28 protein-coding genes are annotated in these 23,375 nt (G+C 36.1%); 8 read left to right on the forward strand and 20 right to left on the reverse strand.

Going from position 1 to position 23,375, the window contains the following annotated elements; all coding sequences use genetic code 11:
* Positions 1-81: 81 nt before the first annotated feature.
* Positions 82-993 carry a DMT family transporter gene (locus AC0NJG_RS24985; RefSeq protein ID WP_087951461.1) on the forward strand — a complete coding sequence of 304 codons (912 nt, stop codon included), beginning with the start codon at positions 82-84 and terminating at the stop codon, positions 991-993.
* A 34-nt stretch (positions 994-1,027) separates the two neighbouring features.
* Here the strand turns inward: AC0NJG_RS24985 and AC0NJG_RS24990 are convergent, their stop codons facing one another.
* From AC0NJG_RS24990 to AC0NJG_RS25035, 10 genes are all read right to left on the reverse strand, one after another.
* On the reverse strand, positions 1,028-1,513 hold the full coding sequence (locus AC0NJG_RS24990) for a PRK06770 family protein (protein ID WP_173602296.1): 486 nt from the start codon (positions 1,511-1,513) through the stop codon (positions 1,028-1,030).
* A complete protein-coding gene (locus AC0NJG_RS24995) occupies positions 1,513-1,914 on the reverse strand; it encodes a nuclear transport factor 2 family protein (RefSeq protein WP_474063566.1) in 402 nt (133 codons plus the stop codon). Before AC0NJG_RS24995 ends, AC0NJG_RS24990 begins: the two co-directional genes overlap by 1 nt.
* 156 nt (positions 1,915-2,070) lie before the next feature.
* Entirely contained in the window at positions 2,071-2,475 is a 405-nt protein-coding gene (locus tag AC0NJG_RS25000; RefSeq protein WP_001077751.1) for a DoxX family protein, read from the reverse strand.
* 160 nt (positions 2,476-2,635) lie between these two features.
* Entirely contained in the window at positions 2,636-3,700 is a 1,065-nt protein-coding gene (locus AC0NJG_RS25005) for a DUF871 domain-containing protein (protein WP_474063567.1), read from the reverse strand.
* Positions 3,701-3,774: 74 nt separating this feature from the next.
* Positions 3,775-5,178: an RNA-guided endonuclease InsQ/TnpB family protein gene (locus tag AC0NJG_RS25010; protein ID WP_474063585.1), complete on the reverse strand. Its 1,404-nt coding sequence runs from the start codon at positions 5,176-5,178 to the stop codon at positions 3,775-3,777.
* Positions 5,179-5,270: 92 nt separating this feature from the next.
* A complete protein-coding gene (locus tag AC0NJG_RS25015) occupies positions 5,271-6,635 on the reverse strand; it encodes a PTS transporter subunit EIIC (protein ID WP_000711319.1) in 1,365 nt (454 codons plus the stop codon).
* A gap of 24 nt (positions 6,636-6,659) precedes the next feature.
* A complete protein-coding gene (murQ, locus tag AC0NJG_RS25020) occupies positions 6,660-7,544 on the reverse strand; it encodes an N-acetylmuramic acid 6-phosphate etherase (RefSeq protein WP_143880825.1) in 885 nt (294 codons plus the stop codon).
* A 150-nt stretch (positions 7,545-7,694) separates the two neighbouring features.
* Complete coding sequence (locus AC0NJG_RS25025; protein WP_474063568.1) at positions 7,695-8,558, reverse strand: MurR/RpiR family transcriptional regulator; 864 nt, start codon at positions 8,556-8,558, stop codon at positions 7,695-7,697.
* Positions 8,559-8,587: 29 nt separating this feature from the next.
* Complete coding sequence (locus AC0NJG_RS25030) at positions 8,588-8,902, reverse strand: outer surface protein (protein ID WP_087994040.1); 315 nt, start codon at positions 8,900-8,902, stop codon at positions 8,588-8,590.
* Positions 8,903-9,026: 124 nt separating this feature from the next.
* The gene (locus AC0NJG_RS25035) at positions 9,027-10,238 is read right to left on the reverse strand and encodes a cation:proton antiporter (RefSeq protein WP_142940624.1); all 1,212 of its coding nucleotides are present in this window, start codon (positions 10,236-10,238) and stop codon (positions 9,027-9,029) included.
* Between the two features lie 174 nt (positions 10,239-10,412).
* Here AC0NJG_RS25035 and AC0NJG_RS25040 point away from each other — a divergent pair, with 174 nt between their 5' ends.
* Positions 10,413-11,816, forward strand: a complete 1,404-nt coding sequence (locus tag AC0NJG_RS25040; RefSeq protein ID WP_474063569.1) for an amino acid permease — start codon at positions 10,413-10,415, stop codon at positions 11,814-11,816.
* A 28-nt stretch (positions 11,817-11,844) separates the two neighbouring features.
* Here AC0NJG_RS25040 and AC0NJG_RS25045 read toward each other — a convergent pair whose 3' ends face one another.
* The 3 genes from AC0NJG_RS25045 to AC0NJG_RS25055 all read right to left on the reverse strand — a co-directional run bounded on the left by AC0NJG_RS25045 (position 11,845) and on the right by AC0NJG_RS25055 (position 14,770).
* A complete protein-coding gene (locus AC0NJG_RS25045) occupies positions 11,845-12,015 on the reverse strand; it encodes a hypothetical protein (protein ID WP_087951453.1) in 171 nt (56 codons plus the stop codon).
* A 12-nt stretch (positions 12,016-12,027) separates the two neighbouring features.
* The gene (locus AC0NJG_RS25050; RefSeq protein ID WP_000391504.1) at positions 12,028-12,231 is read right to left on the reverse strand and encodes a hypothetical protein; all 204 of its coding nucleotides are present in this window, start codon (positions 12,229-12,231) and stop codon (positions 12,028-12,030) included.
* A gap of 79 nt (positions 12,232-12,310) precedes the next feature.
* Positions 12,311-14,770 carry a LamG-like jellyroll fold domain-containing protein gene (locus tag AC0NJG_RS25055; RefSeq protein ID WP_142940623.1) on the reverse strand — a complete coding sequence of 820 codons (2,460 nt, stop codon included), beginning with the start codon at positions 14,768-14,770 and terminating at the stop codon, positions 12,311-12,313.
* 305 nt (positions 14,771-15,075) lie between these two features.
* Here AC0NJG_RS25055 and AC0NJG_RS25060 point away from each other — a divergent pair, with 305 nt between their 5' ends.
* Positions 15,076-15,495: an S-Ena type endospore appendage gene (locus AC0NJG_RS25060; protein WP_000752309.1), complete on the forward strand. Its 420-nt coding sequence runs from the start codon at positions 15,076-15,078 to the stop codon at positions 15,493-15,495.
* A gap of 63 nt (positions 15,496-15,558) precedes the next feature.
* Here AC0NJG_RS25060 and AC0NJG_RS25065 read toward each other — a convergent pair whose 3' ends face one another.
* From AC0NJG_RS25065 to AC0NJG_RS25080, 4 genes are all read right to left on the reverse strand, one after another.
* Entirely contained in the window at positions 15,559-15,897 is a 339-nt protein-coding gene (locus tag AC0NJG_RS25065; RefSeq protein WP_000282809.1) for a DUF3992 domain-containing protein, read from the reverse strand.
* A 20-nt stretch (positions 15,898-15,917) separates the two neighbouring features.
* On the reverse strand, positions 15,918-16,286 hold the full coding sequence (locus AC0NJG_RS25070) for a DUF3992 domain-containing protein (protein ID WP_042515701.1): 369 nt from the start codon (positions 16,284-16,286) through the stop codon (positions 15,918-15,920).
* Positions 16,287-16,384: 98 nt separating this feature from the next.
* On the reverse strand, positions 16,385-16,990 hold the full coding sequence (locus AC0NJG_RS25075) for a DedA family protein (RefSeq protein WP_074567633.1): 606 nt from the start codon (positions 16,988-16,990) through the stop codon (positions 16,385-16,387).
* Positions 16,991-17,007: 17 nt separating this feature from the next.
* Positions 17,008-17,289, reverse strand: coding sequence for a YkvA family protein (locus AC0NJG_RS25080; RefSeq protein WP_000733844.1), 282 nt, complete (start codon positions 17,287-17,289; stop codon positions 17,008-17,010).
* A 340-nt stretch (positions 17,290-17,629) separates the two neighbouring features.
* Here AC0NJG_RS25080 and ku point away from each other — a divergent pair, with 340 nt between their 5' ends.
* Positions 17,630-18,442 (forward strand): non-homologous end joining protein Ku, encoded by an 813-nt coding sequence (gene ku / locus AC0NJG_RS25085; protein WP_474063570.1) that lies wholly within the window; start codon positions 17,630-17,632, stop codon positions 18,440-18,442.
* A 17-nt stretch (positions 18,443-18,459) separates the two neighbouring features.
* Here the strand turns inward: ku and AC0NJG_RS25090 are convergent, their stop codons facing one another.
* Together AC0NJG_RS25090 and AC0NJG_RS25095 are read right to left on the reverse strand one after the other, a co-directional pair.
* On the reverse strand, positions 18,460-19,239 hold the full coding sequence (locus AC0NJG_RS25090) for a DUF2935 domain-containing protein (protein WP_087994037.1): 780 nt from the start codon (positions 19,237-19,239) through the stop codon (positions 18,460-18,462).
* A gap of 14 nt (positions 19,240-19,253) precedes the next feature.
* Positions 19,254-19,682: a VOC family protein gene (locus AC0NJG_RS25095; protein ID WP_173602243.1), complete on the reverse strand. Its 429-nt coding sequence runs from the start codon at positions 19,680-19,682 to the stop codon at positions 19,254-19,256.
* Between the two features lie 33 nt (positions 19,683-19,715).
* Here AC0NJG_RS25095 and AC0NJG_RS25100 point away from each other — a divergent pair, with 33 nt between their 5' ends.
* The 4 genes from AC0NJG_RS25100 to brnQ2 all read left to right on the forward strand — a co-directional run bounded on the left by AC0NJG_RS25100 (position 19,716) and on the right by brnQ2 (position 22,319).
* Positions 19,716-19,931, forward strand: coding sequence for a spore coat associated protein CotJA (locus AC0NJG_RS25100; RefSeq protein ID WP_087951448.1), 216 nt, complete (start codon positions 19,716-19,718; stop codon positions 19,929-19,931).
* Positions 19,932-19,939: 8 nt separating this feature from the next.
* Positions 19,940-20,203, forward strand: coding sequence for a spore coat protein CotJB (gene cotJB, locus AC0NJG_RS25105; protein ID WP_001075543.1), 264 nt, complete (start codon positions 19,940-19,942; stop codon positions 20,201-20,203).
* Positions 20,204-20,215: 12 nt separating this feature from the next.
* A complete protein-coding gene (cotJC, locus tag AC0NJG_RS25110) occupies positions 20,216-20,785 on the forward strand; it encodes a spore coat protein CotJC (RefSeq protein ID WP_000265276.1) in 570 nt (189 codons plus the stop codon).
* 217 nt (positions 20,786-21,002) lie between these two features.
* A complete protein-coding gene (gene brnQ2 / locus AC0NJG_RS25115) occupies positions 21,003-22,319 on the forward strand; it encodes a branched-chain amino acid transport system II carrier protein BrnQ2 (RefSeq protein ID WP_173602244.1) in 1,317 nt (438 codons plus the stop codon).
* Between the two features lie 44 nt (positions 22,320-22,363).
* Here the strand turns inward: brnQ2 and AC0NJG_RS25120 are convergent, their stop codons facing one another.
* Positions 22,364-23,374 carry an ABC transporter permease gene (locus AC0NJG_RS25120; RefSeq protein WP_087951446.1) on the reverse strand — a complete coding sequence of 337 codons (1,011 nt, stop codon included), beginning with the start codon at positions 23,372-23,374 and terminating at the stop codon, positions 22,364-22,366.
* Position 23,375: the final 1 nt, after the last annotated feature.

The raw sequence follows: 23,375 nt of genomic DNA on the forward strand, positions 1-23,375 counted from the left end.
ACAAAAGAATATATTACACAATAAAGAAAAATGCTAAAATTATTTACAATTCACATTGATTACAACAAAGGGGATTTTAATATGCCTTATTTTTATGTCTTTTTACTATTACTAACGAGCTTATTATGGGGGGGAAACTTTGTCGTTGGAAAATCACTTGTTGATCACGCATCTCCAATGACACTTACAAGTTTAAGATGGATGATTGCGATCGTTTGTTTATTACCGATGGTATGGTTTAAAGAAAAGAAAATCATTCCACCACGCGCGGCGATACTTCCGTTAATATTGATGGGAATTTCAGGGGTTGCTCTTTTTAACATCTTTCAATTTTTAGCATTAGAAAAAACATCCGCAACAAATGTAGGGCTTATTTCTACATTAAACGCAATTTCAATCGCACTATTTTCTGTCTTATTTCTAAAAGAAAAAGTAAATACACTTCAAATTTTATCTATGATTCTTTCATTCTTCGGGGTGATCCTCGTCCTATTAAAAGGTAACCTTGCACTTTTATTTTCACTACATTTTAATAGTGGTGACTTATGGATGATTGCGGCTGTTTGCATTTGGGGAATCTATTCTGTTTGTAGTAAATGGGCAACAAAAACAACGACACCACTCATGGCCACATTATACTCTGGTATTTTCGGCGTTATTTTATTACTACCATTTAACATAGGAAGCTTCACTGTTACAAATATCAACACTTCTTTTATAACATCACTTTTATATACTGGACTCATTTCCACAGTTCTTTGTATGGTATTTTGGAATGTTGGCGTACAAAAATTAGGAGCAACTACATCTGGTATTTTTCTAAACTTCAATCCCATTTTCACTGCTATTTTAGCATTCCTTTTCCTTGGAGAAGAATTAACGTGGATTCAAATTTTAGGAACAATGATCGTTGTGACAGGATGTTATTTATTTTCTCATTTCAAAACAGTTACTGTTCAGCCAACTAGAGCTTTAATACGAAAACATTCGTAATGAAAAAACATCGTCATCTGAGTTGGCGATGTTTTTATTTATTCTTCATTTCTTTTATATACTGCTTTTCCTCTTCTGGTGATAAACGTTCAGTTGCCTTACCAGTATCTCCACCTTGAAGTTTCCATAAAAAGTTGTGCTCCTCAACAGTTTGAGAAAAATCTCCTTTTTCCCATCTATTTATAATAGAAAATAACTTCATTTTATATTGAAAACCTGTACTATTTTCAATATATCTTTTTACATTAGAAATTTCCTTTTTTGTCATCTCTACAAATCCCCATTTTTCAGAGGATTTTACCTTTTGGTGCACCATTTTATGCATAGTAGAAATAATTTCACCTTCACTAATTTGCGGAGCTTCTTCTGCAGCTTTTTTCTCTTTTTCGTTTGCCGCTTGCTGGATTTGAATATTTTTATTTTCTTTTTCCACATATGCAAGCAATTTCTTTCCGCCAACTATAGAAGAGATGATTACCATAATGGTAATACATATACCTGCAATCCATTTAAAAAGCATTAACTCTTCATCGCTTCCCTAACAAGATGACTATCTACATATTGCTTAAACTTCACAATTTTTCCGTTCTCAAGTTGCCATACATGAACAAATTCTGCTTCAAATGATTTTCCCGTGTCTTTATAAACTCCTGAATACATACCTTCAGCAATAATTACATCTTTTCCGCTTACTTCATGATATGTATTTACACTTGCTTTATAATCATCCCATTCTGATCCTAATCGGCTAAATACATTTTCCATTATTGCTTCTACACCGATATAAGTTCCCCCGTACGGGAACCCTTCTGCCTCTGTCCATTCTGCTTTTTCGGAGAGGGCTTCTGCTAAATGTTTTGCATTCGAAGAAGCTGATCCTTCATACGTGCTTTGAATCATTTCCAAATTTGTTTTAGACATATTACTTCCTCCCGTTTTATTTATTTTTTACACAAGATGTAACATTTATAGTTACATCTTGTGTAAAAAAATATTAAAATCATTTTACTCTTAATTTATAAGTTGTAATCATTATAGTTACAATAATGATTCAAGTCAACAATTTATACATAAAATTTACTTCGTTTTCATTACTTTCTCTTTTAAGAAACGATCTACATATCCTTCTGCTTTTACAACGAATAAATACGCACCCATTGATAATAATGCAAGATCTAATTCATATCCTGGATTCTTTCCATCTCCTAATAAACCTGCTGCTCCATTTACCTTTACGATAGCTCCAGCTAAAATTAGTGCAAATAACAATCCTACATATCGTACGCCTAAACCGATAATTAATAATATACCACCAACTAATTCAACTGTTGCTACGCCATACGCTAGACCACCTGGTAAGCCGATGCTTGTAAACCAGCCTGCTACGTTATCGATACCTGATTGAAACTTCGCTAAACCATGTGCAAAGAACGTTACTCCTAACACGATACGAATAATTAAATTCCCAATATATTGATTCATTTTTTTCTCTCCTTTTTGTTTTGTTATGGTGAACTTTTATTTACAAGTCAAAACAATACGGTATTTCATTTCATTCGTCAAATACTTTTTTAAAGAAAACAAAAAACATTATCCCTTTTACGGATAATGTTTTCCTACAAAGTAGCGTTAATTCAAGCTTTTACTCTATCGCACAAAAAAGTTGAAACATTTTTCCAGCGCCAACATACGGCAATAAAGAAATATCCTCTTCTACAACCATGCCAACAACGTTCACTTTCTCATCTACAGGCAAATCATGTATAGCAACTTGCATCTCTCCTGCATATCTACCGTACAATTCATTATCAATTGTAATGCTGCCTTTCTTTCTTGTAATTGTATGCATCGGCTGTAAAATCACTTTATGTTCTTCTCGCGATTCTACTGAGCGAATGACATCACGAGCTGGATCCAGCCTATTTGTATGCACTTGTTCCACTATTTTTAATACTTCTTTATCAGTTATAAACGATTTGTACCGCAGCGGAATAATCCCTCTACTCGCACTCGCTATCTCTTGTACACTTTCTAGACTTCCGCTTATATCCCCAATTAACACCTTATCGACACCACAATCTTGTACAAGTTCTAAATACGCTTCAAGCGGGCGCATATTGCGGTGCTTTTCTAACGTTGGTAATCCTTCATATAACGGGCCCCGTTTCTCCCCATCCCCTGGAATAAATGCCATCGTTTTTATTCCGCACTCATGCAAATATTGATTTTGCTGTTGCAAGAAGGACTTTGCTAGTCCTGTTTCCGGGCGCGGGTAAAAATTATGCCACGCTTCTACATTCTCTACCCGTATCTTTTCAGTAATTAACTCTTTCCAAAATGAATCTGTAATCGTACTCGCATTTAAGGCTACTTTCATTTTATGGGATACACGCGCGATTTCTTTCGGCGTGATGCCATAGTCCATTCGTAAACCAGTAATTCCCCACTCTACTAACTCTTCCACATTTTCGTACGTCATTCCTAAATGGTGTAGCGATTTTGGAGAAACATCGACCATTAATTCCATTTCATTTTCAAGAGCCTGTTTCCCAAGTATTTGAATTAACTCTTTATACGTATTTGGATCATCTTCTGGTATATGAAGTGATGTAAAAATAGATGAAAATCCGTTTTTCTTCGCTACTTTTAGCCATTCTTCTTGTTTCTTTACTCGTTCTTTTGAAAGATAAATTGATACTCCTAGCATATGAATCTCCCTTTCTATGAATGAACACTCCCACACTTAGCAAAGCTTGAAGTGGGGGTTTCTAACGTTTCGACCTAACGGACGATTAACGTCAGGGGAGTTAACACATTAGCGAGCTGTTTCACGCCTAACCCCTCTATCCCATTTGTCCATGCATTTGGGATTACTTTTCGTAAAATGTTAGCCGCAGCATTTACATCTGCATGAATTAAAGTTTTATTTGCTGAACGATATATGCCGCGCTTTATTCGTTTTCCTGAAAAAGTTGTATTTTGGTCATTTTCTCCATACGTTGGAATGAAGTCGTTATCCAGAAAACTTGCTTTCGATGTATATGATTCTTCAGTTACAACAACTTGAATGCCTACAGCATTTGCTTTGTATGTAATCATTTGAATCAGTAAACTATGTGGGATATGACAAAACGATTGGTTATTTCTTTTTCCCATATTCGTTTCTTGTTTCCAACTTTTGTTTTGACCAATAACGATTTTACAAACTTCTTCTTCTTGAGCTAGTTTTACGATATGGTGACTAACTTTATGGAAGACGTCTTTTATTTTCAAGTAACGTTTTTGATGAAGTTTTTCTATCCTTTTAGAAGAAAAAGGTCCTTCATTCGTTTGTTTTCCATTTCTAAGAATGCTTGTAAAATGACTCTTCATTTTGTTGTAATATTGATTTATGCTTTTGACATGTTTGCCCTTAACAAGGACAGGTTTCATACCTGTGTTTGTTACGATGGTTGCAAGGTTATCAATACCTAAATCAATACCCATATAACGAGCATTCTCTTCAATAATTTGTTGTTCAGAAGGAACATCAATTACCAATTCCACTACATATTCATTGCATTTTGGAATCACACGAACTTGTTTCAGTTTACCTTCAGTGAAACCTAGTTTCCCAATATTTAATTGCAATTTCGTCTTTGGAAACTTTAAAAATTTACCGTTTTTAATGATGCAATCTTGGTTTGTATACAAAATCTCTTTTTCAGAAGAACGAATATATTTTGGAATCCTAGGCGTTCCACCATATTTGTTTGGATTCTTTTTATAGTCTTTTAAACTAGCAAAAAAAGATTTCCAATTTTGGAACAAACCTTTCATGATTGACTGGCTACATTGTGTAGGCAAAGCTCGATAATCATTTTGAATCATAGCCTTAAATAGTGCATCTAGAAAGTTGTAATCTACATAAGGTTTTTCAAAATTAGGTTCTGAAAACAAATTACATGTAATCTCTTTCTGTTCTTCTTTAGGTTTTAATTTCTCTTTTTCCAATTTCTTCTGATAGGCAAGAAGTTGTGTGTCATTCATCTTACCAATATTTTTATGAATATGATCCAGAACTTCTTTTTGCAAAGGCTGCAACTCTTTTTCTTGTGTTAATCCAGTATACACCTGGCGTATATAAAAGTTTGTGGTGTTGTACATATTCTTAGCGTTATGACAAGATTCTTGAAAATAAAATATTTCTTTCGATTCACCTCACCACCTTCACTTACGTTTAGAGGTGGGAGCCCTCTCAAAAGGCATGATAGAAAAAGAGAAAGGAATCCCTTTCTCTATATGTTTTCTGCCATTTCTTCTTTAAATCCGAAGAAGTACGTAAAGATGAATCCGAAAGTATATGCCACTACTAATCCAAGGAAATATAATAAATATTTATTATCAGCAATTAATGGAATTAAAGATAATCCTGATACACCAATTCCAAGTGCAGCTGTTTTCATAACTGCCTGGAATGCACCGCCGACAGCTGCCCCTAAACAAGCGGTAAGAAACGGTTTCCCAAGTGGTAATGTAACCCCGTATAATAACGGTTCGCCAATTCCTAAAAATCCAACTGGTAATGCCCCTTTAATTACGTTACGAAGTCGTTTGTTTTTTGTTTTCACATAGATGGCGATCGCAGCTCCTACTTGCCCAGCTCCAGCCATTGCTAGTACTGGTAATAAAGGCGTTACGTGCGTTTGATTAATAAACTCCATATGAATCGGTGTTAAACCGTGATGTAATCCGACCATAACGAGCGGTAAAAATGTTCCGGCAAGCACTGCTCCCGCAAACGCGCCGCCAATATTTAAAATGCCATTAATTCCGTTTGTAATTCCTTCAGATAAGAAACCTGCTACCGGCTGAATGGCTAACATCGTTACGATACTTACGACTAACACAGTAATAAGCGGTGTCACGATAATATCAACTGCATTTGGCACAGCTTTTCGAACTTGTCTTTCTACTACAACCATAAGCCATGCTGCAAAAATAACTGCAAACAATCCGCCCCGTCCGGGTACGAGCGCTTCACCAAATAACTTTACGTTCGCCATCGCCGGGTTGAAAATTAAAATACCAGCAATTGCTCCAAGAACCGGTGTCCCGCCAAATTCTTTCGCTGTATTCCAGCCGACTAAAATGCCTAAGAATGTAAAGATACCGCCGCCAATAAGTAGTAACATTTGTAGCCATGTTGCATTCGGATCAGCACCTGCATTTTTCGCAAAGTTAGCGACCCCATTTATAATACCTGATGCAACAAGACCCGGAATTAATGGAATGAAAATACTTCCTATTTTTCTTAAAAAGTTTTTCACCGGTGTATTATTTTTCTTCTTAATCTCTGACTTCATCTCTTGCCCAAGATCTTCAAGGTGATGATCTGCCACTTCACCAATTCGGAGTCCCGTTAAACCTTCCATCTCAGCTGCTACTTTATTTACCGTCCCCGGACCAACGACAACTTGAAGCGTCTCATCTTCAATAACACCCATAACCCCTTCAACTTTTTTCAAAAGGTCCATGTTCACTTTACTTTCATCATGAAGCGTTAACCGTAGTCTCGTCATACAATGAGCAATGCCACGAATATTTTTTACTCCCCCAAGTTGCTCTGAAATTTCTCTGGCCATTCTCTCTTCTTTCTTCATAATAGAATCCCCCTCCCTATTATTTTATAGTGCCTTTTTCACAAACCCTTTCGCTTCTTTTAATTTCTGCAGTGCTTCCCCATACTCACACTGCAACAACACCATAACAATCGCAGCTTTCACGTTACGTTCTGCTTTTTCATAATGCTCTGCCGCTACTTCATAACTAACACCTGTTGCTTCCACAATAATTCGTTTTGATCGTTCTATTAACTTTTCATTTGTAGATTGAACATCTACCATTAAGTTTTTATATACTTTCCCTACACCAATCATAGAAGCTGTTGAAATCATATTGAGCACTAATTTTTGCGCTGTACCAGCCTTCAAACGCGTTGAGCCTGTTAAAATTTCTGCGCCTGTTTCTACTTCCACATTTAGTTTTGCATATTTACTTATTTCAGCATTTTTATTACAGGAGATACTAGCTGTACTCGCTCCCACGCTATGCGCATATTTTAATCCGCCAATGACATAAGGAGTTCGACCACTTGCAGCAATTCCAATCACTGTATCTTTCTCATTTAATCCAATACTTTTTAAATCTTCGTCCGCTAACTCTTCACGGTCTTCTGCACCTTCTACCGCTTTAGCAAACGCTTTCAATCCACCTGCTATAAATCCTTGCACCATTTTATCGTCTGTGCCAAATGTCGGCGGACATTCCACTGCGTCTAAAATACCTAAACGGCCACTTGTACCAGCCCCAATGTAAATTAATCGGCCCTCTTCTTCGAAAGATTTAATAACAGTCTGCACAACTTTTTCAATCTGCTCTATTTCATTTTCAACTGCTAACGCAACAGTACGATCTTCTTCATTCATACTTTGCAGAACTTCTTTTATGCTCATCTCATCTAAATTCATCGTCTTTTCATTACGGTGTTCTGTCGATAAATTTTCTAACATATTCCCACCTACTTCGAAATTTAATTTCACACTTTTATTATAACTTTAAGAAATTTAAAATCAATATTACTTTATTATTTTATGAAATTTAATTTCTTTTCATGACGAATTTATGTCTGTATGCAAAAAAAGATGGGTTTCCCCATCTTCTCATTTTAGCTTCCGTAATCGCAAAGCTTCTTCTCTTGTTTCCATAAATTGATCCAGCACTTTATTACCAATACGATTAAAGGTAATCACATATAGAGCATCTATCATGTTCAATTGCGTCATTCTTGAAGCAATACTTGCAATACGATGATCTTGTTCTACATCTGGCATACAAAGACGAATATCTGCCTCTTTATATAACGTTGATGATTGATCAAGCTTCGTAATCGCAATAACTGTTGCACCCTGTCTCTTCGCATATTGCGCCATTTCAAGTACATCTTTCGTACGACCAGATGTTGAAATCGCCACAAATATATCGCCTTCTTTTAAATTCGTCACAAGCGGCAACATCATATGAAAATCAGATAGCATCATCGCTGTAAATCCGAGCCTTGTAAATTTATAAGCTCCGTCCATCGCCGGAGTAGCTGATCCGCCTACTCCGTAAAATATAATTTTATCCGCATTTACAATACGTTCCGCTGCTTTCTCAAGTTCCTTCTTATCAATAGCCGTAACGCTCGCCTCAATTGCAGCTTTATTCACATACGTAACTTTATTAAACAAGTCGTACGGTCCATCTTCCGTATTCATCACTGAAAAATCGTTAATATTATAATCAGCAATCGTTAATTCGCGAACGAGCGCGATTTTAAATGCTTTAAAACTTCCGATTCCAATCGACTTACAAAAGCGAACAACACTCGCCTCGCTTGCGCCCGCATTCGTTGACACTTCTTTCGTCGTTAAGTTCGGAACAATCTCTGCATTCTCCGTTATGTACATGGCAACCTTCTTTTCAGCTGGTGAAAATTGATCCATATTACTTTCAATTTTAAATAGTAACGTTGAAGCTTTCACTATTTAACCTCCACTTCTTACGGTTGCGTTTACTTATTTTCTCTTGCTTCAAGAAGGTAAAAACCATTATCGCCAGGAGGATGAAACACATTTACAATGCGATTCCCTTTTTGATAAACGGTTCTTTCCCCTTCTGTCCACTTCTTTTCCCAACCGTTCATCCAAATCGCAACATCAGGTAAAAAAGCAGTATATTTCAGCTTCTGGTCGTACTCACCATCTGCTTCTTCCGAGAAAATAGAAACCGGAAAATCTTTCACTTTTGATTCTTTCCATGCAGTAAATGGTATACATACTGCAATAAGTATGATAAGGCCGATAACCTTCCCCTTTGTAATCTTCACACTTCCCTCTCCTTGTCTTATCATATACGTAGATTTTACCATAATTACAACCTATTCACGCTATATGACTATTGCTTTTCCCAATAAAAAAAGAGCTTACCTACATCAGATAAGCCCTTTCTCTCTATACAAAATATTTCTTCAAAAGCGGCGGCGTAATAATCGTCGTCAATATAACAACAATAACAATCGCTGTGAAATTTTCTTTCGCTAGTAAATTCGCCGTAAGTCCATTTGCTGCGATAATAAGTGCTACTTCTCCACGCGACACCATTCCCGCACCGATACTAATAGAAGATTGAAGGTTGAATCCTGTTAACCTTGCTCCTAAACCGGATCCGATTAACTTTGTGAAAATCGCAATGAGCGTCATAATGATAATGAACCAAAGCTGGCTTCCGATACCTTGAAATGTAATTTCCATTCCGATACTTACGAAGAAAACCGGCACAAATATCGCATAAGCAATCGGTTCAATTTTATGTTCTACTTCGTGCTTATACTCTGTTTGAGAAATGGCAATTCCCGCTGCAAATGCTCCAATAATCCCTGCAATTCCCATCATTTCACTGTAATACGAAAAAGAGAAACAAATAATAAGAGCTGCACTAATTAATGCCTCAGTTACACGAAGTGGCACGAGCATTTTCATAATCCAAGGAACAACTTTCCAGGCGATAAAAACAATGCTGACAAAGAAAATAATTTTCTTTACGATAACAAGTGTTATATTCACATCTTGCGTTCCTAAAAAACTCATAACAAACGCTAATAAAATAACAACGATGACATCGTCAAATACGGCAGCACCTAAAATCGTTGTACTTTCTCTCGTATTCATTTTCCCTAAATCTCTTAGCGTTTGCACCGTAATACTAACTGACGTTGCGCAAAGTAATAACCCTAAAAAGATAGCATGGGATTGTATGAGTCCAAATAGCAATCCTGTTACATAACCACCGATGAAAGGAAAAATAATACCACCAGCTGCTACTGCAAATGATGATTTCAAATTCCGATTTAGCTCTTCTAAATCTGTTTCAAGTCCAGCCATAAACATAAGTAGCAAAACACCAATCTCACTCAGTTCATCGATTAATTCAGAACTATTTATAATACCAAGTACAGCTGGACCGATAATAATACCGATAATTAATTTACCAAGTACAGAAGGCTGGCCAAGCCTCACGCTAATATCACCAGCTAATTTCGTACAAAGTAAAATGACGACAAGTTCAAAATAAAATAACATAGCATCTTCTCCTACTTTAACTTTGATCAGTGGGGCGTTAACCCCCGTCCATTTCTGCAAGTAGTTTCCCCTATTGATCCGCATTTTATTTGTCATATTTTTATTTGACAAAATATTCTGAATTATATTAAGATTAATCCAGCAATTTTAAAAAACTACGCACCATAACTGTACCTCCATTTACTTACATACTCTTTTCTAATGGGCTCATACTATATTCGCAGTTATGGAAATGAAAAAACGGGGGGAGAGTCCAAAGTGAAGTCATTATTACGAAAAAAAGCGCTTAGTACTGAATCACCACGGCAGTTAGAGAGAACATTGACCGCACTTGATTTAACGTTTTTAGGAATTGGCGCCGTAATTGGGACAGGGATATTTGTATTAACAGGGATCGTTGCAGCGAAACATTCTGGTCCTGGTATTATGCTATCATTTCTTATTGCTGCATTTACTTGTGCTTGTGTAGCCTTTTGTTATGCCGAATTTGCTTCTTCTATTCCTGTCTCAGGAAGTGTGTATACTTACGCATACATGACAGTCGGAGAAGTCGTCGCCTTCATCGTCGGATGGTGTTTAATGCTCGAATATTTACTTGCCGTTGCAGCGGTAGCTGTCGGATGGTCTGGTTATTTACAATCTTTACTACAAGGATTTAACATCCATCTGCCCGCCATAATCGCCTCCGCCCCTGGCGTAGGAAAAGGCGGCCTTATCGATTTACCAGCTGTTTGTATTTTACTCATCATTACTGGTCTTTTAAGTTTTGGTATACGCGAAAGCGCACGCATTAATAATATTATGGTTCTTATTAAATTGGCTGTTATTATCGCCTTTATCGTAGCAGGTGCAAAATATGTAAAACCTGAAAATTGGACACCGTTCATCCCATTCGGATATGACGGTATTATTACTGGGGCTGCTACTGTATTCTTCGCCTTCTTAGGCTTTGATGCAATCGCAACCGCTGCGGAAGAAACGAAAAAACCACAGCGTGATTTACCAATCGGCATTATTGGCTCTCTTCTTATTTGCACTGTTTTATATATGATCGTATCTTTCGTTTTAACAGGTATGGTTCCTTATACACAATTAGATGTTTCTGATCCAGTTGCGTTTGCCTTACATTTCGTTGGCGAAGATACAATTGCAGGACTACTCGCTGTTGGAGCGATGACTGGAATGACAACCGTTCTCTTAGTCGTTATGTATGGACAAGTTCGCGTTTCGTATGCGATGAGCCGTGACGGTTTACTTCCAAAAGCGTTAGCACGTGTAAATAAAAGAGTGAAAATCCCTTTATTAAATACGTGGATTACTGGTATTGTTGCCGCTTTATTAGCAGGACTTTTAGATCTGCACGTATTAGCGAATTTAGTAAACATCGGTACATTAACAGCCTTTACATTCGTTTGCTGCGCAGTACTTATTTTACGAAAAACACACCCTGACTTAAAACGCGGATTCCGCACACCTTTCGTACCTGTACTACCAGTTGTCGCGATTCTTTGCTGCTTATATTTAATGATCAATTTGTCTAAAACAACATGGATTAGCTTTGCCGTTTGGCTTATAGTCGGCTTATGCTTCTATTTCTTCTACTCTAGAAAGCATAGTCACTTGGCTACCGAAAAAACGAATGATGAAAAGAAAAAAGCATAACAAAATAGCTCGCCGTTTTAGCGGCGAGCTATTTTTCTGTACTATTATATTTTTTCGTTAACGATTGTAAAATGAAAAATATGCCGATGCAAGCTGTAAACGATGCCCAACTTCCTATTGGCGTTGCGTATTTCACAATTCCAATACCTACAAGTAATAGGAAAATAATCACCTGATATATGAGCTTCCACTTTTGCATATATTCCCTCCTTTACTTCGTTCCCTTCTTTTTCTTCTTCCATGCATTTAAACTATCAAAGAAGAAATTAATAAATAACGTGCCTAAACCCGCTAATAAAAACGTCATTAAAAATAGAACCCATATACTTTTTTCTTTTAAGAAATAATATCCTACAAGGAGCACAACCGCGATCCATACATATTCAAGAATTCTTTTTAACTTTTTCTCTTCCAAATTATTCGCTCCTTCATTCTATGCTACTTTTAGTATAACAAAAAGAAGCCTATCATGATAAGCTTCTTTCTCTTCTCTCTTATTTGTTTATGCTTTTTTCAACGAGTGAAATCGCATACTCTAATGTACGATTCATCGTTTCTACCTGTGCATCCTTTACTTTCGCATCTTTTAACACAGATTCTGCCACTGTAATTTTTTGACTCAATGATTTCACTGAACCGTCCGTTACATTTGCAGCTTGCGCTTTTTTCACTACTGCTTTTGCAGATTCAATATTCATTTGTAATTTTTCTTTCAATGTTTTCGGTTGTTCTACTACTTTAGATTGTATAAATGTTTGATTTGCAGTTTTTAATTCATTATATGCTTGAACAATTTGTTCTCCCGTACTCGCTACATTTTCAAACACTTGTTTTGCATTATTATAGCTTTTCTCTAATTCTTGAAATGCTTCCTTTGAATATTGACCTGGCTTATCCCCAAACTCATACGTACCAGCTAACACTTCTTTTACTTTTCCAAGTTCTTCAAATAACGCATTTACTTGCTCTAACTTCGTACGGTTAGAAAACTCATTGTACGCTGCTAATACTTCTGAAGAACTTAACGCTTTACTATATAATTTCGCAAGCGCGATTTTTCCATTTAACGGAATACCACCATTCCCATTGCTATCAGGATCAGCTCCAAGTGCAAATGGTACATTTGGATGATACACTTTTCCTGTAGCCGGTTGGCTATTTACTTTTTTACCATCTACATAAATAGCTACTTCACTTCCGTTATACGTTCCTGTTAAGTGATATGTTTTGTTTGCTTCTAATTGAACACCAACACGTTTATAACTGCCGCCAATGTGAGCCCATAATTCAACATAGCCACTTCCTGTAGATTCAAAACCAATTCCGCCACTCTCTGTATTTTGCAAAATACCTTGTCCGCGAATTTCATTCATTGAAAATACTGTTTCTAACGTAAACGTATTTACAACTTTCTCTTTTTGTGCGGCTGAAAATGGAAGGTATCCAAATGTGTTTGCTTTTCCGTTTAGCTTCATAACATTCTTTTTCAATGCTTTATCATATTCAATAGTCACATTGCCCTTCACATCACCTTTTGTACCAAATGGTGAATTGTCTTTAAATGTACCATCTCCAAAGTTTACATCGAAAACATCAGCCTTTGGTACTTTCACATTCGGGTCAATATTATCTTTTTTCGTAGTAATTTCCGCCGTTAATGGTTGTACACTTTCATTGCCAAATGAATCAATCGCAACTACTTCAAGTGTATATGTTTTCCCACCATCTAACCCTGCCAGTGTAAATGTGAGCTCTTTCGGCACTGGATCACGATAAAACTCTGAGAATGCCAACAATTTATTCTTTATTTCTCCCGTTTGCTTATCTCTAGCTTGTACGCGATAAGAATGAACAAGAAGGTTATCCAGCGCTTGTGGGAATGTTACTGTTGCTGCATTTTCTGTTACATTTAATACCGCAAGCTTTGCATCCTTTGCAAAGTAAGGCTTTTCTTTATCACGATCTTCTACATGTGTAAATGTTTCTTTCTTTGCTGGTAATTTAATTTTCCAAGGCTCGCCTGTCCAAGAATTTGTATGGAAATCACGGCGATTAATCGTTACCTCTTTATCGTCTACTTCTACTAATAACCCTTGGCTTAATGTACTAGCTCCTGGTGGGATATTCCCTTGTACTTTACCACCTTCAACTTCCATATAACTTACTGAAGATGTACCAACTGATGTAAAGTCTTTTTGATGAATCGATCTTGGATCATCTAACGGATAATGTGAATGACCTGAAAACGTAATAACCTGTGGATATGCTTTCAACACCTCGTTAATTTTTGCACTATCTTTTGTTCCCCACTCTTGGCTACCATATACTGTATCTTTAATATGTTGGTGTAAAAATACGAAAATTGGTTTTTCTGGATCATCTTTTTGTGCCTTTGCCATTTCTTCTTTTAACCAATTAATTTGCTTGTCTGAATAATATCCATGAGTTGTCCCATCTTCCGGAGACATAACAAGGAAATGATACCCTTTCACCACTTTATGATAATAAATCGATTCCATTCCTGTTTTTTCTAAGAAACGCTTCTGTGCGCCCTCTACAGATAAACCGTTCCAATAATCATGGTTACCAAGAGAATTCATTCGCACAGCCTCTTTATTTGCATTTTCATTATACACTTGCATGAAACGATCATATTGTTGCAGTGATCCTGAATCAGTAAAATCTCCCACAATTACAAACGCATCTTGTTTAGGTGCAAGTGTATTCAGTTGCTCGATTGCTCGTTTCCAGCGAAACGTATCATCCGTTCCACTATTCTTAATATGTACATCACTTACAACTGGAAAAACTATCTTCTTCTCACTCGGTGCCTTTTCTTGCTTTTTCTCTTCCGCTTTAACTGATGTACTCCACGGAAATGATACGAACGCTAATACAAAAACCATTAATAATCCAATAAGTCCTTTTACTTTGCGTAAAGCTGTTCTTTCCACGTGAATCCTCCTCATATAATCAATTAATTACAATGATTATTGTACTGAACACATATTAACTTCATATAAATTACAAATAAAATTTATTTAATTTTTGTAAATATACAGTCAATTTACTGTAACATCCAACATTATTTGTATTATCTTATACAACCATCTTTTGTCTAACAGACTCTTATTCATGATTATGAGTTGGACGCCTATTAAACAAACTTTCCTGAAATTTTTTGCCCCTTTATTAACACAACTATCGTTTTGCAACATTTAATAGTAATAAAAAGAAACTATGAAGGGAGGAGCTATTAATGGCTTGTAAAAAAAATATCGGCTGTTATGCCCCTTTATCTATCATTTGCCCTCCCTATGATCCACCTACTCCCCCTGACCCACCATCTTGTGAATTAGTCAACAATGAATTCGCTGGTAATTTTTTTATAACAAAAGAAATTCCACCGCCTTCTGAAAGTTCTACATTAATCTTATGGGAAGGAGATGGTGTACTTAAAATATCGGGTAATATTTCTGTGTATAATAGCACTAGTAGTACTGAAGCGGTTACGGTTCAAATTATTGGACAGGTGACAAATACTTTTACTGTCTATCCTGGCAACACAATGTCATATACAGGTCAATCATTACAATCTGTGGCAATTATTAATCTCCCAAATAATCCAATTCGGTATATAGAAGGAAAATATTGTTGTCAATTCTCATTTTGCTTTTAAAGTGATTTATGACCTCAACTTACAAACTATAAGAAAAAGCAAACCATTTTGGTATGCTTTTTCTTATGAAATTGGATAACGTACCGTTAAACATAATTGTCCTTGGCTTACTCCCGTTCCTGTCGTTACAATTTGAATTGTAGTAAAGTATCTTACTGTAAATGATCCACTGCTTTGTGGTTGTACAGTAATTGTATTCACCACTGTCGCTCCTACTAAAAAATTCACCGTAATTGGAGCTGTACCTACATCATATTTCACATAACCTGATGCATATAAATCTTGCGTAATATTATTCGTATACACTGTTTCAGTTACCGCACCAGTAGCAGCCCAATCTATACATACCTGATCTTGAACAAGTGTTTTACTGGAACAGCATGATAAGTTAGAATTGTACATCTTAGCCCTCTCCTTTTCTATTATGAAAGTGGATAACGTGTAGTTATACAAAACTCCCCTTGATATGTTCCAGCTGTTGCAGCAGGTAAAGTGACTTCAATTGTCACGAAACGACGGTACGTAAAAGCTATACTTGTTCCTGGGTTTAATGTTTGTGTATCAATTGTAGCTCCTGCTGCATCTAAAATTGTCAGTGTGATTGGAGCAGGTCCGACGTCATATCGAACAAACCCTGTTCCAATCATATTTTGATTAATATTATTGTTGTACAGTACATTCGTAATAGCAGTTGCTACTACAGTTCCTGACCACGGACTACACACTTTATCTTGCACATAATTTTTATCTGGACAACAAGTTAAAGCTGACCCTGAGCACTCACAAGACATAGTTGTTTCCCCTCTCTCTTTTATATTCCCTATATGTGTATGTCCCCCAGAGTCTTTTGCCTGTACTATTCATCTATTTTCAAAAAATATTCATATGACTAGATAGATTCCGTTTTGTTTCTTTTTTTCATATATTTATAGACAAAAATACTAGCCACGATAAGAAGAACGCCTCCTAATATCGGCAGCATATATTGCCCAACAACATCCGCCGCTTTTGCCCAATGCGGACCTAATTTCATGCCAAAATAGACATATAAAGTCGTTAACGGAAACATTGCTACAAATGTATATATGCTAAACTTCCATATGTTCATTTTCGCCATGCCACACGGAACAGAGATAAGCGTTCGAACCCCAGGTACAAAGCGTCCAACAAATGCTACAACTGGTCCATATTTCTCAAAGAAATCATCTGCTTTTTGAATTTGTTCTTCTTTAATAAAGAAGTATTTCCCGTACTTTATTAATAGAGGACGACCACCGTAATAACCGAGTGCATATAACGTTAACGGTCCTGTCGTTCCGCCAAGCGTTCCAGCTAATACAGCTAGCCAAAAATTCATATCACCCTCGTACACCCAATATCCAACCATAGGCAAAACGACTTCTGCTGGAATAAATTCAAACGTTAAAGCCAATACAACTCCAAAATAAGAAAACTGCTTTAAAAACTCGATTATATCTAAAATCATTTGCTCCATATTTTCTAGCCCAACTCCTATCCTACATTTACGTTATGCTTTTCTTGTAATTGAACTGGCGCCATTTTTACAATTCGGTTCAAAATAAATAACACAATCCCAATATCATCTAAAATACCGATGAACGGTAAGAAATCTGGAATTAAATCAAGCGGCATCGCTACATAACCAACTAAAAAAGCAATGGATAGGATTTTCTTCTTTATTGAAACCTCTTTTGAAGTAAAAAAGTCAAATAGGAATGGAACGAAACGACGAACATGAAATACAACTCTTAATCTACTAATCAATTTTTTCATTTTTATTTCTCCTCTCTTTGTATACAAAAAGGCCCCTACCAAATATGGTAAGGGTCCTAAAAAAGACAATAAGGGGCCTTTACCATTGCTGGTAAAGGTCTCACTAACAACGAAACGTTGCCAATAAAGCCGAGGGTTTCTCCCTGTAATGACGACTTTACTGTAATAAGTTACTCCCCTTTATATACACAATTTTATACAATCACATTAAAATATTTTGGAGGGCTTGTCAACATATTTTATATCCCAAGCCCTTCCGTAAAAAACAAAAGACGTATAGGAAATTTCTTACTATCTCATAATATACATAATCATTTTTAAGCGAAAGGAGATGTTTCATTTGCATACCGTCTGGAAAGGTGCGCTTTCACTTGGACTATTAAATATAGGAATTAAACTATATAGCGCCGTAGAAGAAAACGATATAAAATTTTTAAGTCTCCATAAAGAATGCTTAACACCTATTAAATATAAAAAATTCGCTCCTGATTGTACGGATGAAGAAATTGATGATAAAGATATTGTAAAAGCCTATGAATATGCACCTCATAAATACATTATTATGGATGAAAAAGAATTAGCTGCGTTGCAAAAAGCTCACGAACCACGATCCATTCGTATTATATCTTTTGTCCAAAATGACGAAATCGATTCTGTTCTTTATGACCGCTCTTATTTTATAGGCCCTACCCCAGAACATGAAAAATCATATTTGTTATTAAAAGAAGCTCTTGAACGTACAAATAAACTTGGGCTTATTCATATTGCTATTAGAAAAAAACAACATTTAGCTATTATCCGTAACTTTGAAGATGGACTGATGTTGCAAACCATTCATTACCCTAATGAAATTCGCGATATAACAAATACACCTAACTTACCAAGTAACGAAAATTATCCGATCCAAAAACAAGAACTCACTGCAGCAATGAATTTAATCCATCATCTTACAAATCCTTTTGAACAAGAAATGTATACAGATGAGTATAAAGAAGCTCTTACCGAATTAATCGAAAATAAAATTGAACAACAGGAAAAAACGGAAACAATCTCTCCTGCTCCAAACATCATCAATATTATGGAGACATTACAGGCAAGTATTGAACAAGCAAAAATAAAAAGAGACAATAAAACAGAAAAAGAGGCCAAATAAAATTGACCTCTTTTTCTTTAAAGCGGATTACATTTTGGCATTTCAAGTCCAGACGATTGAGCTAATTTTAATAAGTAATAACATTCCTCTCTTGCCATATGGTCTGCCATTCTAGCTGATAATGTACTTAATACTTCATTTGATAACTCCAATTCTTCAACTTCACGTAAAAAATGTGAAAATAATTTCAATTCAAGTGAAACATCTTTTGTAAACTTCTTCAATGCTGGAAAATGATGAAGCTCCGTTCGTAAATATCCAGTCATCTCAACCGCCTTTAAGTAAAATTGTTCAAAATGCTTCGTAAATTCTTCGCTTTTCTCTTTTAATCTTTTTTCAACAAGATCTAGCCCACCAGAAATAGAACCCGCATGACCAGCCGCATCCGTTAACCAAACGAGATGATAGTGCAGTTCATGAAAAACAGGCGGAACTTCCCCTTTCTTCAAAAACTCTAAAACTGTTATATACTCTTCCACTTCGTTTACCATATGATTAATAAAAGTTGGCGTAAAATGAATCGTAATTTTCCCTTCCAACTGCTTCTGTATAATATTTAATTTAAATGCCCGAATTTCCTTAGCAGCTTGTTCAGCCTCTTTTGAGAATGCCATCAGATTTACATTCCGAACTTTATTTAACAGATTCGTAAATGTTTCAACAAAGTAAGTAGCTTTCTTTATATCCTCTGTTTCCTTCGGCGCTAACGCATCAAGTAAAAACTGCGCATGATCAGTAAGTACCTTTAGCCAAAATTGATGCTCAAACAATGCACTTTCTTCATAATTTCTCTCCACTAAATCCCCTCCGTCTATTCATCCTTCTCTACCACTTGAAGTTTATATCCATCTGGGTCTTGTACTACAATACTCTTTGCACATTCATTTTCTGTATATAAAATTTCATAAAACGCTAGCTTCTTTTTCAATTTCTCTATGTTAGAAATCGTAAATGTTAAAGCCTCACATGAATCTATAACACTTTTTTCCCGCCCACCTAACATGCGATTCATGACAAAACTAATTCTCGTTGAATCAGCATCATACCAAACCCCCGTTACATCTAATTGCGGTCTTTCTAAACTAGGTTTAATTCCTAAAATCCCTTCGTAAAAATACAACGTTTCCTTTAAGTTTTTCACTTCCAATACAATGAATTGTTTCACAGTCTCCACATTCATTCCCCCCGTACCTATTACTTTTTTATATGTGTCATAAATGCTCATTATGTCTGAATACAATACGTAGTAATGAACATGTAAGGAGGTTTATTCGTGAATAAATATATGAGATCATTCGTGCCCTATCATAGTCCTCAAGATCCTTGCCCTCCTATCGGAAAAAAATATTACTCTACTCCTCCTAATTTATTTTTAGGTTTTCAACCGCCAAATTTACCACAATTCTCACCGAAAGAAGCGCTACAAAAAGGAACCTTATGGCCTGTTTTTTATGACTATTATGAAAATCCTTATAAAAAAGGGCGGTGACTACTGACGTGAACCAGCCACTACCAGAAGAATACTATCGACTTTTAGAGAATCTCCAAGAACTAGACTTTGTACTAGTTGAACTAACTCTTTACTTAGACACCCACCCAGATGATACGGCAGCTATTAATCAATTTAATGACTTTTCCTATAAACGGAGAGTATTAAAACAACAGATGGAAGAAAAATATGGGCCACTTCAACAGTATGGAAATAGCTATTCTAATGCCCCTTGGGAATGGAGCAAAGGTCCTTGGCCATGGCAAATATAAAGGAGAGAAACTATGTGGATTTATGAGAAGAAATTACAATACCCAGTTAAAGTAGGAACTTGCAATCCAGCACTTGCAAAATTATTAATTGAGCAATATGGCGGCGCAGATGGAGAGTTAGCTGCTGCACTACGTTACTTAAATCAGCGTTATACAATTCCTGATAAAGTCATTGGCCTCCTTACCGATATTGGTACAGAAGAATTTGCACATCTTGAAATGATTGCTACGATGGTTTATAAACTAACAAAAGATGCGACTCCTGAACAGATGAAGGCAGCTGGTCTCGATCCTCATTACGTCGATCATGACAGCGCACTTCATTATCATAACGCAGCTGGTGTTCCATTTACTGCAACCTATATACAAGCTAAAGGTGATCCCATTGCCGACCTATACGAAGATATTGCCGCTGAAGAAAAAGCACGTGCCACATATCAATGGCTCATTAATCAATCAGACGATCCCGACATAAATGACAGCCTACGCTTCTTACGTGAACGAGAAATTGTCCATTCACAACGTTTCCGAGAAGCCGTTGAAATTTTAAAAGAAGAACGCGATAAAAAAATATTTTTTTAAAACACGTATCCTAGTGATATGTGTTTTTTTACGTTATAAGTTAAATCCTTCCTATTAAACATATAAATAGTATATTTATTCGATTTAATGCATTATTTTTTAATTTTTTCAAAATTCCCTATTGCTTTCTAGTCATCAGACCTTTAAAATAATAACAGTTACTCGACAAATTGTTTGAATTTTCGACAAAAACACTCATTAGGAGGATTTTCTTTATATGCGTACAACTTTAAAACCAGCACAAATACTTTCGATTAGTTTATTACTATTCGCAGTTTTCTTCGGTGCTGGTAATATGATTTTCCCGCCCCTTCTCGGTCTTTCTTCCGGAGGAAATATGTGGATTTCCATTACAGGATTTATTATTACAGACGTCGGTTTATCTCTACTTGCTATCGTCGCTGTAGCCCTTGCCGGTGGTAGTTTTAACACGTTAGCAAGCCGTGTTCATCCAAAATTTGCAGCAGTATTCGCTATCATTATTTATCTTTCAATCGGCCCACTATTTGTTATTCCACGAACTGGATCTGTATCTTACGAAATTGGGATTGCACCACTTTTCCCAGACCAATGGTACTCTATGTTAGTTTTTAGTGCGATTTTCTTTACAGTCGTCTACTTCTTATCATTAAATCCATCAAAATTAGTAGATCATATCGGAAAAATATTAACGCCAATTTTACTTGGAATTATTGCAATTATGGCAACAAAAGCAATTCTTTCACCAGGAACGTTTGCAGAACCTGTTGGTGACTATAAAGAAATTCCATTTTTCAAAGGATTTCTTGAAGGGTTTTTAACGTTAGATGCAATCGGTGCTCTCGTATTATCAACGATCGTTGTAAATGCAATTCGCCAAAACGGTATACAAGAGAAGAAATCAATTGCGAAATATACAATTATTTGCGGAAGCATTGCCGCTCTATTTTTAACAATTGTGTACTTCTTACTCGGTTATATCGGTGCTTCAAACGGCAACTTAGGACAATTCGAGAACGGTGGTCAACTATTAGCGACTGTTATGTATCACTTCTTTGGGACAAGCGGTAATGTTTTATTAAGTATCGCCATTATCTTCGCTTGTTTAACAACAGCAATCGGCGTTGTAAGTGCATTCGCCAACTATTTTGCAACAGTATTAACGAACATTTCTTACAAAAAGCTCGTACTATACGTTTGTATCTTTAGCTTCGTGATTTCAAACTTAGGTTTAAGTTTATTAATCAAAATTACTTTGCCTGTATTAATTATTCTATATCCAATTACAATCATTTTAATTTTCGTATCATTTATCGATAAATATACGAAACGTAAACCTTCTGTCTACATCGGGGCAATGATCGCAGCATTTATTATTAGCTGTATTCATGCACTTGATAATGTGGGAATGATACCAAGTTTTATCGCGAATATCGTACACACGATTCCTTTTTATAACTTAGGAATCGGCTGGATCGTTCCAGCAATAATTGGTGGTATAATCGGATACTTTATTCCACAAACAGAAGCTGAAGGCGAAGTTTCTACAAAATAAAGAACAGAAGCAAGCATGAAATACATGCTTGCTTCTGTTTATTTTCACATCGTATGCTTAAAAGTAAATAACTCTTCTTTTGACTGCACAGCAGATTGTTCCGCTTCTACTACGTCCTTCTTTATCTCTCCTCCTAATCTTACTTTCAACATCGCCTCTTCTATACTTTTCACAATCATATTTCCTGAAAAAATAGTAAGCCCGAAAAATGTAATTGGGACGAGAGGAATCCATGGATGCACTGTTAAAGATCTAAAGTATACCCCAATTAACCCTGACCATTCGTGTGTGTACGATTCTATTTCTTTTATCCCTATCGGTCCACCAAACTGGACTGTCCCTCCAAAAAACACCTCAAGTAACCCTAAATGAAGTAAAATAGTCAAAGTTTGAGTAAACTGTTGAAGAAATACGATTATAAAAGTCATATAGAGATGCGGAAAAAGATGTTTTATAACAATACGTCTCCTCGATCCGCCTAATATGCGCGCAGCATCAACAAATTCTTCCGTTTGTAATTTACGAACTTCCTTCGCGACATACAGTGCAATAACCGGCATCGCAAGCATTACAAGTAATACAACTTGAAACGAAGCTCGCTCAAAAAAAGTTGATGTCTCCTCTCCGCTTCCAAAGCTATTCACAGATTGAAGAAAGAAATACGCAATCATAACTGTCGGAATAACTGTAAAACTGTCAAAAAAAGCCTCAATCTTTGAAAAGCCTCTTTTTATATATGTTCCGAGCAAAACACCGAAAAACACCCCCATTACCATTCTAAGTAATGCGATTAAAAACGATATTCCAATCGTCCACTTTGCTCCCTCAATTACTAAATGTAAAAGGTCATATCCATTCCGGTCTGTCCCAAGTAAAAATTGAAATGAAGGTGAAAACGGTGGCACTTCTGGATTTTCATCCGCATCATATTGCAATGTAACTTGTCTAATGTGTCCATCATTCCATAACGTATTTCCGATGCTCAAAAGAACTAATATGAGAAAAAATCCAACGCTTATCCAAAACCTTTTATCACGTTTTATATACGTCCACATA

This window comes from Bacillus sp. SSR7, from assembly GCF_055902415.1.